This window comes from Streptomyces meridianus, assembly GCF_023703325.1.
In the GTDB taxonomy this organism is placed as follows: domain Bacteria; phylum Actinomycetota; class Actinomycetes; order Streptomycetales; family Streptomycetaceae; genus Streptomyces; species Streptomyces meridianus.
Genome location: NZ_JAMQGM010000020.1, coordinates 13,750 through 27,692, shown reverse-complemented (window position 1 = coordinate 27,692; position 13,943 = coordinate 13,750). Strand labels below are relative to the sequence as shown.

General features: G+C 70.4%; 16 protein-coding genes and 1 pseudogene. 10 read left to right on the top strand and 7 right to left on the bottom strand.

Annotation, left to right across the window (positions count from 1 at the left end; translation table 11 throughout):
* Positions 1-379 precede the first annotated feature (379 nt).
* The gene (locus M1E25_RS09740) at positions 380-805 is read left to right on the top strand and encodes a DUF4190 domain-containing protein (RefSeq protein WP_251412721.1); all 426 of its coding nucleotides are present in this window, start codon (positions 380-382) and stop codon (positions 803-805) included.
* Between the two features lie 56 nt (positions 806-861).
* Here M1E25_RS09740 and M1E25_RS09735 read toward each other — a convergent pair whose 3' ends face one another.
* Positions 862-1,371, bottom strand: a complete 510-nt coding sequence (locus tag M1E25_RS09735) for an ATP-binding protein (RefSeq protein ID WP_251412719.1) — start codon at positions 1,369-1,371, stop codon at positions 862-864.
* A 149-nt stretch (positions 1,372-1,520) separates the two neighbouring features.
* Here M1E25_RS09735 and M1E25_RS09730 point away from each other — a divergent pair, with 149 nt between their 5' ends.
* The 7 genes from M1E25_RS09730 (at position 1,521) to M1E25_RS09700 (ending at position 6,737) form a co-directional block, all read left to right on the top strand.
* Positions 1,521-2,333: a helix-turn-helix domain-containing protein gene (locus M1E25_RS09730; protein WP_251412716.1), complete on the top strand. Its 813-nt coding sequence runs from the start codon at positions 1,521-1,523 to the stop codon at positions 2,331-2,333.
* Positions 2,330-2,521 (top strand): DUF397 domain-containing protein, encoded by a 192-nt coding sequence (locus M1E25_RS09725; protein WP_251412715.1) that lies wholly within the window; start codon positions 2,330-2,332, stop codon positions 2,519-2,521. The genes M1E25_RS09730 and M1E25_RS09725 overlap by 4 nt, the downstream gene beginning before the upstream one ends.
* Before the next feature lie 31 nt (positions 2,522-2,552).
* Positions 2,553-2,852 (top strand): hypothetical protein, encoded by a 300-nt coding sequence (locus M1E25_RS09720; RefSeq protein ID WP_251412713.1) that lies wholly within the window; start codon positions 2,553-2,555, stop codon positions 2,850-2,852.
* A gap of 295 nt (positions 2,853-3,147) precedes the next feature.
* Positions 3,148-4,155: a hypothetical protein gene (locus tag M1E25_RS09715; RefSeq protein WP_251412711.1), complete on the top strand. Its 1,008-nt coding sequence runs from the start codon at positions 3,148-3,150 to the stop codon at positions 4,153-4,155.
* A 62-nt stretch (positions 4,156-4,217) separates the two neighbouring features.
* The gene (locus M1E25_RS09710) at positions 4,218-4,796 is read left to right on the top strand and encodes a Uma2 family endonuclease (protein WP_251412709.1); all 579 of its coding nucleotides are present in this window, start codon (positions 4,218-4,220) and stop codon (positions 4,794-4,796) included.
* A 150-nt stretch (positions 4,797-4,946) separates the two neighbouring features.
* Positions 4,947-5,648, top strand: coding sequence for a DsbA family protein (locus M1E25_RS09705; protein ID WP_251412707.1), 702 nt, complete (start codon positions 4,947-4,949; stop codon positions 5,646-5,648).
* Positions 5,649-5,864: 216 nt separating this feature from the next.
* Complete coding sequence (locus M1E25_RS09700; RefSeq protein ID WP_251412706.1) at positions 5,865-6,737, top strand: D-alanyl-D-alanine carboxypeptidase family protein; 873 nt, start codon at positions 5,865-5,867, stop codon at positions 6,735-6,737.
* Between the two features lie 109 nt (positions 6,738-6,846).
* Here M1E25_RS09700 and M1E25_RS09695 read toward each other — a convergent pair whose 3' ends face one another.
* Positions 6,847-8,253 carry an MFS transporter gene (locus M1E25_RS09695; protein WP_251412776.1) on the bottom strand — a complete coding sequence of 469 codons (1,407 nt, stop codon included), beginning with the start codon at positions 8,251-8,253 and terminating at the stop codon, positions 6,847-6,849.
* Positions 8,254-8,511: 258 nt separating this feature from the next.
* On the opposite strand from M1E25_RS09695, the gene M1E25_RS09690 reads away from it, so the two are divergent.
* Positions 8,512-9,417, top strand: coding sequence for a helix-turn-helix domain-containing protein (locus tag M1E25_RS09690; protein WP_251412704.1), 906 nt, complete (start codon positions 8,512-8,514; stop codon positions 9,415-9,417).
* A gap of 57 nt (positions 9,418-9,474) precedes the next feature.
* Here the strand turns inward: M1E25_RS09690 and M1E25_RS09685 are convergent.
* The 4 genes and pseudogenes from M1E25_RS09685 to M1E25_RS09670 form a co-directional block, all read right to left on the bottom strand.
* Positions 9,475-9,657 (bottom strand): annotated as a pseudogene (locus M1E25_RS09685) (hypothetical protein); the annotation flags it as partial.
* Positions 9,658-9,793: 136 nt separating this feature from the next.
* The gene (locus tag M1E25_RS09680; RefSeq protein ID WP_251412699.1) at positions 9,794-10,207 is read right to left on the bottom strand and encodes a VOC family protein; all 414 of its coding nucleotides are present in this window, start codon (positions 10,205-10,207) and stop codon (positions 9,794-9,796) included.
* A 132-nt stretch (positions 10,208-10,339) separates the two neighbouring features.
* Entirely contained in the window at positions 10,340-10,918 is a 579-nt protein-coding gene (locus M1E25_RS09675) for a Uma2 family endonuclease (RefSeq protein ID WP_251412695.1), read from the bottom strand.
* Between the two features lie 119 nt (positions 10,919-11,037).
* Entirely contained in the window at positions 11,038-12,087 is a 1,050-nt protein-coding gene (locus M1E25_RS09670; protein ID WP_251412693.1) for a C40 family peptidase, read from the bottom strand.
* A gap of 252 nt (positions 12,088-12,339) precedes the next feature.
* Between M1E25_RS09670 and M1E25_RS09665 the strand changes: the two genes are divergently transcribed.
* The gene (locus M1E25_RS09665) at positions 12,340-12,693 is read left to right on the top strand and encodes a hypothetical protein (RefSeq protein ID WP_251412691.1); all 354 of its coding nucleotides are present in this window, start codon (positions 12,340-12,342) and stop codon (positions 12,691-12,693) included.
* A 46-nt stretch (positions 12,694-12,739) separates the two neighbouring features.
* On the opposite strand, the gene M1E25_RS09660 is transcribed toward M1E25_RS09665, so the two are convergent.
* On the bottom strand, positions 12,740-13,801 hold the full coding sequence (locus M1E25_RS09660; protein ID WP_251412689.1) for a T6SS phospholipase effector Tle1-like catalytic domain-containing protein: 1,062 nt from the start codon (positions 13,799-13,801) through the stop codon (positions 12,740-12,742).
* Positions 13,802-13,943 lie beyond the last annotated feature (142 nt).

Genomic DNA, 13,943 nt, shown 5'->3' with positions numbered 1-13,943 from the left:
CCCCCGCCAGTCGTCTCCGGGGCAGTGCGGGCTGGTTTCGTGCGGTCCATGCCTCCCTCCGCCGCACCGGGGCGGCTTCACGGTCGTGGACGACCGCCGGACCGATTACGACTGCGAGCCCGGCCAGGTCACGTACACGGTGTCCCGCCGGAACGTGGTGTACAGCACCCTGTGCCTGTCCGAGATCGACCGCTGAGTGGCCATCGTTCCCAACTGTCACGGAAATGGGCAGGGTTCAGCCTCTTGTCCGGGGGAAGTCTGTTAGCCGGACACCTGGGGGGAAGGGCCTGAGCGGTGTCGGTGTCACGATTCGTGACGCCGCCGGCGGGGCCCGACCGCTTCGTTGGTGCATTCATTGACGTGGCGAAAGGACAGTTCAGTGGCTTCTTCGACTTCGGGGTGGGGTGACCCCGGCCAGGCGGGGCCCGCGGGGACCGGTTATCCGGCACCGGCTCAGGCGCAGCGCAACGGGTTCGGCATCGCCGCGCTCGTGCTGGGCATCCTGGCGGCTCTCTTCTTCTGGACGATCGTCGGCGGTCTGGTCCTGGGCCTGCTCGCCGTCGTTTTCGGCATCCTCGGCTACCGCCGTAAGAGCCGGGGGGAGGCGACGAACGGCGGCATGGCACTGGCCGGCGCGATTCTCGGCGGTCTGGCCCTCGCCGTGTCCGCCGTCGTCCTCGTGGCCGGGGCGTCGATCCTGGGCTCCGAGGAGTTCGGGAGCTACGCCGACTGCATGCAGAACGCCAAGAGCACGGCCGAGCAGCAGCAGTGTCAAAGGGACTTCTCGGACGCGGTCAACCGCTGACCGGCGGCGTGGTCCGGTGACGGTGCCGGTGAGGCCGACGGGTACACCCGTCGGCCTCACTGCTCCGATTCGCCGACCGGGGCGGGGGCCCGTTCGGCCGGTGCCGCGATCTCGAACCACACGATCTTGCCGATGCCGCAGGCGCGGGGGTGTGTTCCCCAGTCGTCCGCGAGCGCGGCGACGATGCTCAGGCCGCGGCCCGTCTCGTCGCAGGCCGATGCCTGCGCCGGGCGCAGCGGACGCTCGCTCGCGTCCGAGACCTCGACCCGCAGCCGCTTCTCCCCGGCGGTGAGGCGGATGCTCAACTCCCGCGCGTCCGGGCCGTCGGCGTGCCGCACGGCGTTGGTGGCCAGTTCGCTCAGCAGCAGTACGGCGATCTCGGTCGGCTCCGGCGGCACTCGCCATGAACCGGCCTGTGCCCGCAGCAGCGCGCGGGCCCGGCCGACACTGCGCGGATGACGGGGCAGCCGCCACTCGATGTCCCGGGGGAGGCCGCCGGCGGGCGGGGCGGCGGAGGCGGTGGCGCCGATCGCGACGCTGCTGGTGGCGGGGGTGTTGGCTGGCATCGGAATCCTTGCTGGTGTCACCCGGCGGTGGGGCTGGTGCTGGTACTGCCTCACAACGGTGCTGGTCCGTGCCTAACCTCGGCAGTGGCGACGCGGGTACGGCAGGTGGCTGTACCCGTCGTGCACCGGGAGGGACGGCGCGGGTGCAGATGGCCGAGGGGAACTCCCAGCCGCCGATGGCCTGGCGGTACTGCGGGAACCAGCTCAAGTTGTGGCGCATCCAGGCGGGCGTCACCCGCGAGGAGTTGGGCAAGGAGGCGGGCTACGAGTACGAGTCCGTGAAGTCGATGGAGCAGGGCCGCCGCAGACCCGCGACCTGGCTGCTCGAAGTCGCCGACGAGATGTGCGGAGCGCGGGGGAAGCTGGTCGCGGCGCAGGAGTACCTGAAGCCGGAGCGGTTCCAGTCGTACGCACAGGACTTCGTGACCGTAGAGGCCGAGGCGGTCTCACTGCACTCGTACGAGACGCTGCTCATTCCGGGTCTGTTGCAGACCGAGGAATACGCGCGCACCTTGATCGGCGACCACTGTCCACCACTTGATGACGACACCATTCATGAACGGGTGACGGCTCGGCTGCAGAGGCAGAGACTGCTGCTCAAAGCCACCGCACTGTTCGGATTCGTCATCTATGAAGCGGCTCTGCACAGCATGGTTGGCGGCAGCGAGGTCATGGCTGCGCAGATGCGGCACCTGCTGGAAGTGGGCAGGTTGCGGAATGTGTCGGTGCAAGTCCTGCCTGCAGGGCACAGCGCGCACGCTGCGCTGAGCGGTCCGTTGGTGCTCGTGGAGACAGCAGGGCATCAGCAGTACGCGTACGTGGAGGGGCAGGAGACAGGAGCCCTGTACGCCGACGCGAACAAGATCAGCGTGCTGGCTCAACGCCATGGAATGATCCGGATGCAGGCTCTGGGGACAGAGGAATCGGCGCGGTTCATCCTGAGGATGGTGGAGGGGCTATGAGCACCGAAGCGGCATGGATCACGTCCAGTTACAGCGACTCAGGGGGCGGAAACTGCGTCGAGGTGGCTGTGAATTCCGGGCAGGTGCTGGTCCGGGACTCGAAGGACCGGTCCGGTCCGCGGTTGTCGTTCGAGGCGGATGCCTGGGCGGAGTTCGTGGCGTTCGCGGCCGGGCAGCGGCTGCGGTAGCCGCTGCACAAGGCCGTGTGAGGAGAGCACAGTGAACGACGACGTCGACAGGGCCGGGTACTTCCTCGAGAGGTCCGCGCAGCCCGTCATCTGGCTGTCCTTCGGGCTGGCGTTCGTGACGGTCGCCGGTGTCGTGCTCGGGATCGTGCAGGCGAGCGTCCCGTGGTGGGGCGCGGTAGCGGCCGGGCTCGCCGTGCTGGGCTTCGTCGCGAGCGGGGTGTGCGCGGTGCGGGCCTACCGGGCCGGCGACCAGCGGCAGATCGGTTTCGCCTGGGCCGTGACCCTCGTCATCGCGGGACTCGGTTTCCTCGCCACGCGGCTGGCCGCCTGACGGCCGGACTGCCGTTCTCGGGCGGGTGAGCCCGTGCTGCCCGTGCTACTGCGGCCGTGCGGAAGCTCGAAGCTCGGGTTGCGAGCTTCGAGACCCGAGCTTCCCCAACAAGGAATGGGTGGTTCGGCAGAACCCACCCACCCTCCCAAGAGCCGTGCTGATCAGCCGGTATGACTTATGATCACCGTTCGCAATCGGTCGGATGCCCGGTGTAGCGTGCGCAGCAACAAGCGACCCCCGTCGGTGCTGGAACACCTCCGGGGGTCTGACCACCAAGATCGCAAGGACCGATCTCATGGCTGCTGCTCAGCTTAGCTCTGCCCCGCTCCCCTACGCCCCTCCGATGGCCTCACCGGGCTACGGAAAACGCTCCGTACTCGGTCAACCCCCATGCCGGGCAGGTGACTTCGCGCATCTCCCGACCCGCGAGGCGTCCGTCGCCGCGCACATCGACCGGCTGCCGGAAGGTGCCGCGATCGACGCGAAGACGCTGGCCAGGGAGCTTCCCGCGTACGGTCAGCAGGCCGTCCGCTCGGCGCTCACCGTGCTCTCCGAGGCCGGTCATCTGCGCCGGGTCCGCGAGAACGCCGGCGTCGGCTGCACCCGCTGGGTTTTCCGGACGTACTTCTCGCGCGTGTCGCACGACGACCTCTGGTGGGCCCGGTTTCTGTCGGGTGAGGTGACCGATGTCGCCGGGCCGCTCCCGCCAACCCCCGTCCCCGCGCCGGATGTTCACCCGGAACCACGTCCGGCCGCAGCCGCTCGGGCCCGCGGAGGCCCATCGCCCGCGACCGTCATGTCTCCCGCGCCTGCCACGTCGCCCGGTCCGACTCCCCGCCCGGTGACCCGACGGCCGCGCTCCGAGGCGTACGACGTGCTGGCGTCCCTCGGCCGGACCGACCCGCGGATGACGCTCTCCGCCGTCGAGTGCGCCGGGCTCGAGGAACTCGCCGGCCGGTGGCTGGAGCGCGGGGCAACCGCGCCGCAGCTGGTGCTGGCGCTGACGGCCGGGCTACCGCAGCAGGTCCACAGCCCGGCGGCTCTCGCCCGCAGTCGCCTCACCGCGAAGCTGCCGCCCGAACCCCTCGCCGCTACGGCCGTGCTTCTCCCGCAGCGGCTCATGGAGTGCACGGACTGCGGCACGCCGGGCAGCCCCGAGGCGCTGCCCGGGGGACTCTGCCGCATCTGCCGCGGGGGCCCGGAAGGCCGGGAACCCGACGGCATCGGTGCCGAGGAGGTCCGTGCCCGCGTCGCCCTCCTGCGGGCGATCCGGCGGGAGGGCTACGAAAGGAGCAGGACATGACGGTGAGCGTGCGGGACGCACCTCCCCTTGCCGGGGCATCCTGGAGGGGAGGAGGCGACGCCATGACCCGCAGCACCGCTGATCGGCCGCAGATGCCCGTCGAGGACTTCGAGCAGCTGGCCCGCACGGCCCCCGAGACCGTGACGTTGGAATTCATCGACGGAAAGCTAGAGGTCAAGCCCGTGCCGGACGGGGATCACGGAGCCATCGTGATGTGGCTCCTCAAGCAATGCATCCAGCAGCGGCCGGAGCTGGCCCTGTATCCCGAGCAGGGTCTCAGGGTCGAGGCGTACCGCAAGGGCCGGGCCCGCCCCGACGGGGCGCTCGCGCGAGAGGATCATTTCGTGGGTCAGGGGGAGTGGGCAGACCCCGACGGCGTCCTGATGACGGTCGAGGTCACCTCGCACGACCCCGATACGGACAACCGTGACCGGGTCGCGAAGCGGGACGGGTACGCCGCTGCCCGCATTCCGGTGTACCTGCTCATCGACCGCGACACGTGCAGCGTGACGGTGCACTCCGAACCGGAGAACGGGCGCTACCGGCGTTCCACGACGCAGCCGTACGGGTCCGTCGTCGAGATCCCCGAACCGGTCGGCATGTCGCTGCGCACGGAGAAGCTCAAGGACTACACGCACTGAGCCGCGCGCGGGCCGGGGTTCAGCGACAGTTCGACGGAGCCCATGAGCGGTGGCCCGCCATCGGCCTTTCCCCCTCAGCGTTCGGAATACGGTGCAGCACGTCCGGATGGCTGGATAAAGTCCCCTGTCGCATCCAGGGGAGGGGATTCCATGCGCGCTGCAAGAGCCGTGTCCGCGTTGGCCGCGGTGGTGTTGCTGGGGCTGTCCGTGACGGCCTGCGGGTCCAGGGCGACCGGGGCGGCGGGGCCGATGTATGCGTCCCGTGACGATCTGCCGGAGAGACTGGCACCGGACGGGACCACGATCGTCGTCGGGGACGCCAAGGCGATGCCCGTTCGCCTGTACGAGGACATGCGATGTCCCGTCTGCGAGGAGTTCGAGGTCAGGGGTGCCTCCTCCGACCTGCTGGAGATGACACTGCGGCGTCAGGTGCGGACCGAGTACGTCCTCGCGTCCTTTCTCGACGACCGTGCCGGCGGGAGCGGTTCGAAGAAGGCGGCCAACGCGCTGCGCGCAGCGCTGGAGGAAGGGAAGTTCGTCGAATACCACGCGAGGCTCTTCGAGAATCAGCCCGAGGAGGCGATCGACGGGTACACCGACGCCTTCCTGCTCGACATGGCGTCCCTCGTGGACGGTCTCCGTGGCCCGGCCTTCGACTCCGCCGTCAGGGAGATGAAGTACGCCGATTTCGTGGCCGCTTCGGAGCGGGCCTTCGACGAGTCCGGGGCACCCGGCACGCCGACCATGGACATCAACGGCAGGCGACTCCCGGAATGGCAGACCGGCGTGCTCTTCGAGAAGGGGCTGCTCCCCCTGTACATCCGGGACCGGAACGGGGAACCGGCCGGCTGATCCCGGATGCCTGTCCTCCCGAGCGGGCGCGCGCGGGAGGACGTGAGCCCCATTGTGCGCCGGTGCCCGGTTCGGGGAGTCGTGCGCGGCATGTGAAGATTCAGTGGGTCGATGTGCATCCGTCGACCCGTTCGGTGCGTCTCATGTGCAAGCGGGTTCTCATGCGACCGCCACGGGATCTTTTGGAGTAGTCAATTGAACATGGTCATAAGGGGCATGCGTCGCGCGTTTGCGGTGGGCGTCACCGCCGGAGTCGTTCTGACGACCGCGGCGCTGACCGCCGCTCCGGCGCAGGCCTCCGCGCTCGCGAAGCCGGCGATCGTCGCCAAGGGCGGCTTCGTCATGAACAACGGCACCGGCAGCACCCTGTACACGAAGGCGGCCGACACCCGCCGTTCCACCGGTTCCACCACCAAGATCATGACCGCCCGGGTGGTGCTCGCGCAGCCGAACCTCGACCTGGATTCCAAGGTCACGATCCAGAAGGCGTACAGCGACTACATCGTGTCGAAGACCGCCTCGTCGGCCCGGCTGATCGTCGGTGACAAGGTCACCGTCCGCCAACTGCTCTACGGAATGATGCTGCCGTCCGGCTGTGATGCGGCGTACGCCCTGGCCGACAAGTTCGGGACCGGGTCGACGCGTTCGGCGCGCGTGAAGTCGTTCATCGGGAAGATGAACACGACCGCCAAGAGCCTCGGCCTGAGGAACACCCACTTCGACTCGTTCGACGGGATAGGGAACGGCTCCAACTACTCCACGCCGCGCGACCTGACGAAGCTCGCCTCCAGCGCGATGAAGTACTCCACGTTCCGCGGAATCGTGAAGACGACGTCGACCAAGCAGAAGGTCACCACGAGGAACGGCGGCTACCGCTACATGTCGTGGACCAACACCAACCCCCTGCTGGGGAGTTACTCGGGCGCCATCGGCGTCAAGACGGGCTCGGGACCGGCGTCCAAGTACTGCCTCGTCTTCGCCGCGACCCGTGGCGGCAAAACGGTCATCGGTACGGTGCTCGCCTCCTCGTCCTCGGCCAACCGCACGGCCGACGCGAAGAAGCTCCTGGACCACGGCTTCAAGAAGTAGCCCGGCACCGGCATCCGGTCACCGGCGACCGGTCCACCGGCATGCGGCAGGGGCCTGTCCGCGACCTCGCGTTCCGGACAGGCCCCTGCCGCATGCCACCTGTGTCTCGTCAGCCGGCGCAGGCCTCCGCCGTGCCCCTGCCGGCCGCCCGGCCCGCGCGCAGGAAGACCGCGGCGAGGACGACACCGAGGACGACGATCGCCGCGTTCACCAGCACCGCGAGACCGACTCCGTCCAGAACCCCCCGGGGCCCGGCGTCCGTTCCCATCCGGGCGGTGACGATCGCGCTCATGATGGGCGTGCCCATGGTGATCCCGATCTGCTGGGTCATCGTGGCCAGTCCGGCGGCCATGCCCTGCTCGCGGTCCGGCAGCCCGGACGTGGCCGTCACCATGAACCCGACGATCACCAGCATGTTGCCGACTCCGCCGATGAACGTGGCCACCAGCAGCACCGCCATCGACGAGCGGTCGCCGCCCAGGGTGAGCAGGGCGGCGGTCGCGACGGCCTGCACCAGCCCGCCCGTGACCAGCGTCGGAGTGGTGCCGATCCGGCCGATGACCCGGGCGGCCAGCACCCCGCCGGTGACGGTGCCCAGCCCCAGCACGCCGAACGACAGCCCGGCGGCCAGCGCCGAGAAGTCCAGGACCTCCTGGAGGTAGAGCGTCATCAGGAAGACCAGCGAGGTCTCGGTGACGAACGCGATCAGGCCGAGGGCATTGCCCCACACCACGGTCGGCCGCCGCAGCACCCGCACCGGGACCAGCGGCGAGGCGGCCCCGCGTTCGACGAACCAGAACGACACCACCAGCAGCAGGCCCGCCACCAGCGCGACCAGCGCGACGGTGTCCGTCCAGCCGTGCTCACCGGCCCGCGTCAGTCCGTGGACCAGGGCCAGCAGGCCGAGCGTCACGGTGACGGCCCCCGGCACGTCCAGCTTCGGGCGGACCTCCGGCCGGCTCTCCTTGATGACACCGGGCGCGATGAGCAGCACGGCCAGCGCGACCGGCACGTTGATGAAGAACGACCAGCGCCAGGACAGCAGATCGGTGAGCACCCCGCCCAGGACCGCGCCCGTGGTGAAACCCGCCGACATCAGCGCGCCGTTGAGGCCCAGCGCCCGGTCCCGGAGCGGTCCCTCCGGGAACGACGTGGTCAGCAGCGACAGACCCGCCGGAGTGACGATCGCGGTGGCCAGACCCTGCGCGACCCGGGCGGTGAGCAGCAGCTCCGGGCTCGTCGCCAGCCCCCCGGCCAGCGACGACAGGCCGAGCAGCCCCAGACCGAACAGGAACAGACGGCGGCGGCCGAACAGGTCGGCCACCCGCCCGAACAGCAGGGTGAAGCCCGCCGCGGCCAGCGCGAACGACGTGGCGATCCACTGCAGGTGCGCGAGGGAGAAGCCGAGACCGTTCCCGATCGCCGGTAGGGCCACGTTCAGGATCGAGAAGTCCACGGCCAGCATGAACTGCGCGACCAGCAGCACCACGAGCACCAGGCGCAACCGGCCCGTCATCTGCTGCTGTTGCGGCGCCGGCCGGCCTGTCCCGCCGGGCGATGTCGCGACCTCTTCGACGGCAGACATGGTCAGTGCTCCTTCCGTTCGTCCATGGCAGCGGACGTCCATGGCCACGGATGGAGCGTGACGGCCCCCGGGAGAGCTGCCCAGCCCTCTCCTCGTGCCAGTCCGGCGGTGCGCAGCACCCGCGAGACTGGCACTGCCAGGGTCACCTTGCGGCGTCCGCGACGGCCCCGGTTCGGGCACACTCGGGGCATGGACACACCAGCCGCACTGGGGGACTTCCTGCGGTCCCGGCGGGCCGCGCTGCAACCTGAGGACGTCGGCCTGTCCTCATACGGGGGGCGCCGCCGTGTGCCCGGGCTGCGCCGCGAGGAGCTGGCCATGCTCGCAGGGGTCAGCATCACCTACTACACCCGGCTGGAGCAGGGGCAGAGCCTCAACGCCTCCGACAGCGTCCTCGACGCGCTCGCCCGTGCGCTGCGGCTCAACGCCGACGAGCACGCGCACCTGCGCGACCTGGCCCGTCCCGCGCGCGGTCGGCGGCGCCCGGCCGAGCGCCCCGAACAGATCCGGCCCGCCACCCGCAGGCTCGTCGAGACCATGGGCCACGTACCGGCCGTCGTCCTCGACCGGCGGGCCGACGTCCTGGCCTGGAACCCCCTCGGGCACGCCCTGCTCGCCGGGCACCTGCCCCCGGACGGGCCCGACCGTCCGGGCGAACGCCCGAATCTCCTCAGGCTGTTGTTCCTCGACCCGCACACCCGGGAGCTCTACCCGGAGTGGACCGACGAGGCCCGGACCGCGCTGGCCTCGCTGCGCCTGGTGGCCGGACGCCACCCGGACGACCGGCGCCTCGCCGAACTGATCGGCCATCTGTCCATGCAGAGCCCGGTGTTCACCGACCTGTGGGCGCGGCACCCGGTCCGTTCCTGCATCTCCGGGGTGAAGCGGTTCCACCATCCCACTGTCGGTCCCATGGAACTGGCTTTCGAGAACCTGCAGTTCGGTGACGAGTCCGGGCACCGGATGCTGCTGTACAGCGCGGAGGCGGGTTCGCCGTCGGAGGCGGCGCTCGGTCTGCTGCTGGGGGAGGTATCGGCGCGCCGGAGCGCGAACGCAACGGATGCCCCGCAGCGGTCGAACACACTGGCCCGGTAAGCACGTTGCCGCCGCCATCGATTGACGACGCGGCGGCAACGGCGGCACAGCGGGAGCTCAGTCGGCGAGCGCTCCCCAGAAGTTCTTGATCGACGTCGCGCCGAGCGACGCCGCAGTGATCACGAACGAACCCGTCCCCGTCGGTCCGGTGGAGGTGCCGGGGAGGACGTACACCCGGCCACCCGTGCCGTCGGGCAGCGTTCCGTGCGGGGCCGCGGCCACCAGCTCCGCGCAGCCGTCGCCGTTGAAGTCCCGGCTTCACGGAGCGGACGGCCGCACAGGAGACTCACGGCGGGGGCCGAGGGTTGTACGGGGCACCGGAGATACCCGGGGGCGGTGTGGCGCGTGTGCGTTCCGGCGGTGAACAGAAGTCGGATCAGCCGGAGTTGGACCAGTCCCGGGTGGACAGCACGAGGCGGTAGCCGTCCGGGTCCTCGACGGTGACGCCCCACCGGTCCCAGTACGGATTGTGCGCGGGTGCGCGCCGGCCGCCGTGCTCCTCCAGCCGTGTCACCAGATCGTCAGGCACCGGACCGGCCAGGTAGACGACGAGCAGGTCCTCGGGCGTCGGCCTCGGTTCGACGGGCGCACCCGGGTCGTGCACCAGCTCCAGGTGCCAGCCGGCGTCCGGCCATCCGGCCATCAGCAGCGCATGGTCGCCGGGGGAGCCGTCGCTCTCGTGCCGGTACAGGACCGTCAGGCCGAGGCCGGCCGACCAGAACCGTTCGGCAGCCGCGAGATCGCGCGACGGGCGTGCGATGCGGACATGGGCCCGGCCGTCGAGCGACACGAACGTCCCCTTTCCCGGCCGCCGTTCGGCGGCTCACTGCCACGAACGTAGCTGCCGCGAGGTCCCGTCCGCGATCGGTCGTGAGCCCTCGGCCCAGCGGCTGAACCGGGGGGCACGGTTACGTCGTGCTGATCAACCCTGCGTCGGATACGTCCGGAACGCTGTGGTGTCGAACGTCCAGGAACCGATGGCCACCGCATCACCGAAGACGTAGTCGGTGCGCGTGCGGTAGTGCGGCCCCCGGGGCCCCGGCACGGGATCGGACAGGGCCGCGATGGTGCCTTTCCGGGGGTCGACGAGCAGGTACAGCGGAATGCCCATCGCCGGATACTCGGCCATCTTGTCGAGGTAGTCGTTGTTGTGATTGGACGGGGACACGATCTCGGAGACGAGCGCGATGTCAGCCGGGTCGAACGGTGCCATCGTCTGCTCCGCGAAGACGTCGTAGGGGACGACGATCAGGTCCGGCCGGCGCAGGCGGCCCATGGCCGGATCCTCGACTTCGCCTCCCGTGTGAGCGATCAGACGCGGATCGGTCCCCTTCAGCTGATCGGAGAGCTGCTCCCGAAGAGTCCAGGCGATGAGTTCGTGCGGGCGCCCCGGCGACATCATCATCACGATCTGATCGCCGGCGATCTCGTAGCCCACGAACGGATCGGGGGCATGCCGGAAGAGTTCCTCGGCCACATCCCGCATGCGCGCGTAGTCCATGAGCACCGCCTGTCGTAGTCGAGCCCCTGGCACCTGTGTACTACAGAACCAAGCGTACGGGCGGACCTGTGGAAACCGTTGTCCTGTGTCCGCATGCCCGTCGCCTCCTTCCGCCCCGCTCAGGCCGGGCGGGCCGCGCCCGCGAACGGCATCAGGTCGATCGGCGCGATCCGCACCGGTGCGCCGGGGCGCGGGGCGTGGATCATCTTGCCGCCGCCGATGTAGAGGCCGACATGGCTGATCCCGCTGTAGAAGAACACCAGGTCGCCGGGGGCCAGCTGACTGCGGGGGACGCGCTGCCCGGCGTTGATCTGGGTGTAGCTGGTGCGCGGCAGCGAAACGCCGGCCGCCTTCCAGGCGGCCAGGGTCAGCCCCGAGCAGTCGTACCCGGACGGGCCGGTCGCTCCCCAGACGTACGGCTTGCCGAGCGCCTCGTAGGCGTAGCCGACGGCGAGTGCGGCCCGTTCGTTCGGCGCCCGGACCGGACCGCGCGGGGCACTGCTGCCGGTGGAGCCGCCGCCGTGTCCGTCCGCGACCCGGTCGCGCTGCTCCGCCGTGAGCCGCTTCACCAGGCGTTCCGCCTCGGCGAGCTTCAGGCCCACCGTCCGCTTGTGCTTGCGCATGGCGGCCTGTTCGGCCCGCAGGTCGCGCAGTTCGTCGCCCGCCCGGCTGCGGGCCTGGGCGATGCCGCGCAGCTGGCGGGTGATGCGGCTGACCGACACCGCCTGCCGGTCCGCGGCCCGGACGCTCAGCTCGGTGCGCTCCAGATAGGCGTCGGGCGAGGCGGACAGCGCCAGTTGGAGCGAGAGCCCGGCCGAGCCCGCCCGGTACTGGGCCGTGGCCACCGAACCCAGCGTGTTGCGGGCGGTGTTGAGCTTCTCGGTCCGGCGGGCGGCTTCGTCACGCAGGTCGTCCAGCTTCTCCTGCGCCCGGTCGGCCTTCTCCTTCGCGCCGTTGTACTTCTCGCCGGCCGCCTCGGCCTGCTCGTACAGCTTGTCGGCCTCGGCCTCGGCTCCGGTCGGGGTCGAGCGGGGGTCGGCGTGCGCCGTCCCGCCGAAACCGGCGCCGCTTCCGGCGAGAGCGAACGCCATGGGTGCCACCCAGGTCGACGGGCTGGTCAGGACCGTCACTGCGGACGGACGCTGCCTGGGCTTCCTGTGTGAGGCCACGGCGGCCGTCACTTCCTTCCCTGCATCACGAGGACGGCCCGGTTCCGGTACCGCTGGACGAGGACGCTAGGCCCGCACGTCACAGGTCGGTGACGGAATGAGCGGGACTGGACGACCTGCGTCGATTCGCGACCGGAAGCGACCGATGAAGTCGAGTTGCTGCACCGGCATATGACGCTGCTCTGACCGATGCGAGGAAGTGAGCTCCACCTGGGTGCGGGCCGATGATATGGGCGGGGCTAGGCTCCGGGCATGGACGCCCTCACGCATGTCTTCGTCGGTCTGCACGTCATCGGCATCGCCGCGCTGCTCGGCGGCTTCCTCGCCCAGCTGAAGGCGATGGGCGCCGGCACCGCGCGGTTCACCCCGGGGATGCTGCACGGTGCCCTCACCATGCTGGTCACCGGCATGGTGCTGGTCGGGCTGAACCAGGCCGCCGACGACCCCGTGAACAACATCAAGATCGGCGTGAAGCTCGCCCTGCTGATCGTCATCCTCGGACTCGTCTACGTGAAGCGGGACGAGGAGACGGTCGACAAGGCCGCCTTCGTCACGGTCGGCGCCCTCACCACCGCCAACATCTTCAACGCCGTCCTCTGGGTCTGACCGGACGGCGCCGCCGGGAGCATCCCCGACCCGGCCCCGGGCGGACTCAGCCGCTGAGGCGGACGGGGCGGATGCGTCCGGCGTTCTCCGGATCCTCGAGATAGCGGGCCAGGTTCGCCGGCCGGTACCCGGACAGCTTCTCCGTCCGCTCGAGCGCGCTCGACGCCGCGAACTCGCAAGCGGGGTCCTTGACCCCGAGCTGCCGTACGTACGGGCGGAGCAGCCGCCACAGGCCGGTCCGTGACGCGTGCAGCGGTCCGCACGGGTCCGGCGCCGCGTCCCGGAACGCGTCCTGCGCGAACGCGAGACCGCAGTCGCGGGCGCAGTCGGCCATCCACGCGAGGCTGACGTCCGCCAGCGCGTGCCGGGCCAGGCCGCCGCCGACGTCGGAGTGCACACCGCTGAACCACACCTGCTCCCGCCGCTGGCCGGGCGCGCCGTCGCGGGGCGTCCAGATCGTCGGCTCGAACGGGCCGCGCTTCTCGTCGATCGCCAGCGCCTGGAAGGCAGCCTTCACGTGGCTGCTCAACTCCGTGTCGTGGAAGGCCCAGCGCCGGTTCAGCCGACGGGCCAGCGGGGCGAGCAGCGCCCCCCTCGGGACCGGGATGCCCAGGGCGCCGACGGTGTCCCAGGCACCGACGAAGTGGACCGGGGTCGCATGCGCGTAGCTGCTCCGGAAGCGCTCGGCCTCCTCGCCGCGCGGTTTGTCCGCGGTTCGCTTGCTCCGGTAGAGCTCGTAGGCCTCGTCCACCCTGCCGGAGTGCTCGCGCCGCAGGATCCCGCAGTTGCGCACCAGGCCGACCGCGCTGCGCGCGGTGTACGCGCCCCGGCTGAACCCGAAGAAGAACAGTTCGTCGCCCGGATCGAACGCCTCGACGAGGAAGCGGTAGACGCTGCGGACATCCTCCGACAGACCGAACCCGAACGCGCCTCCGCGCAGCATCTCCCAACGGCGCGTCCCGACACCCGGGTTGTAGTGCACGCGCTGCTCCAGACCGTCAGTCCCCTTCGGGGCCAGCGCGTCCTTGATCCGGACCACGTTGGTCGGCTCCGGCTGGTCCGCGCGGTTCCACGTGCCGTCGCAGCAGATCACCAAACGCTTCGACATGGATCTCTCCTCGTCCGCGTGCGTGGGGTCCCGCCGGCCGAGGACCGGGCCGCGGGAGGAGGGCGCGGGGAGCGCCCGGGGGAACGCGCGCCCTGCCGGTGCACGGGACCGGAGCCCGGCGGGCCCACGCCACCGGGTCGCT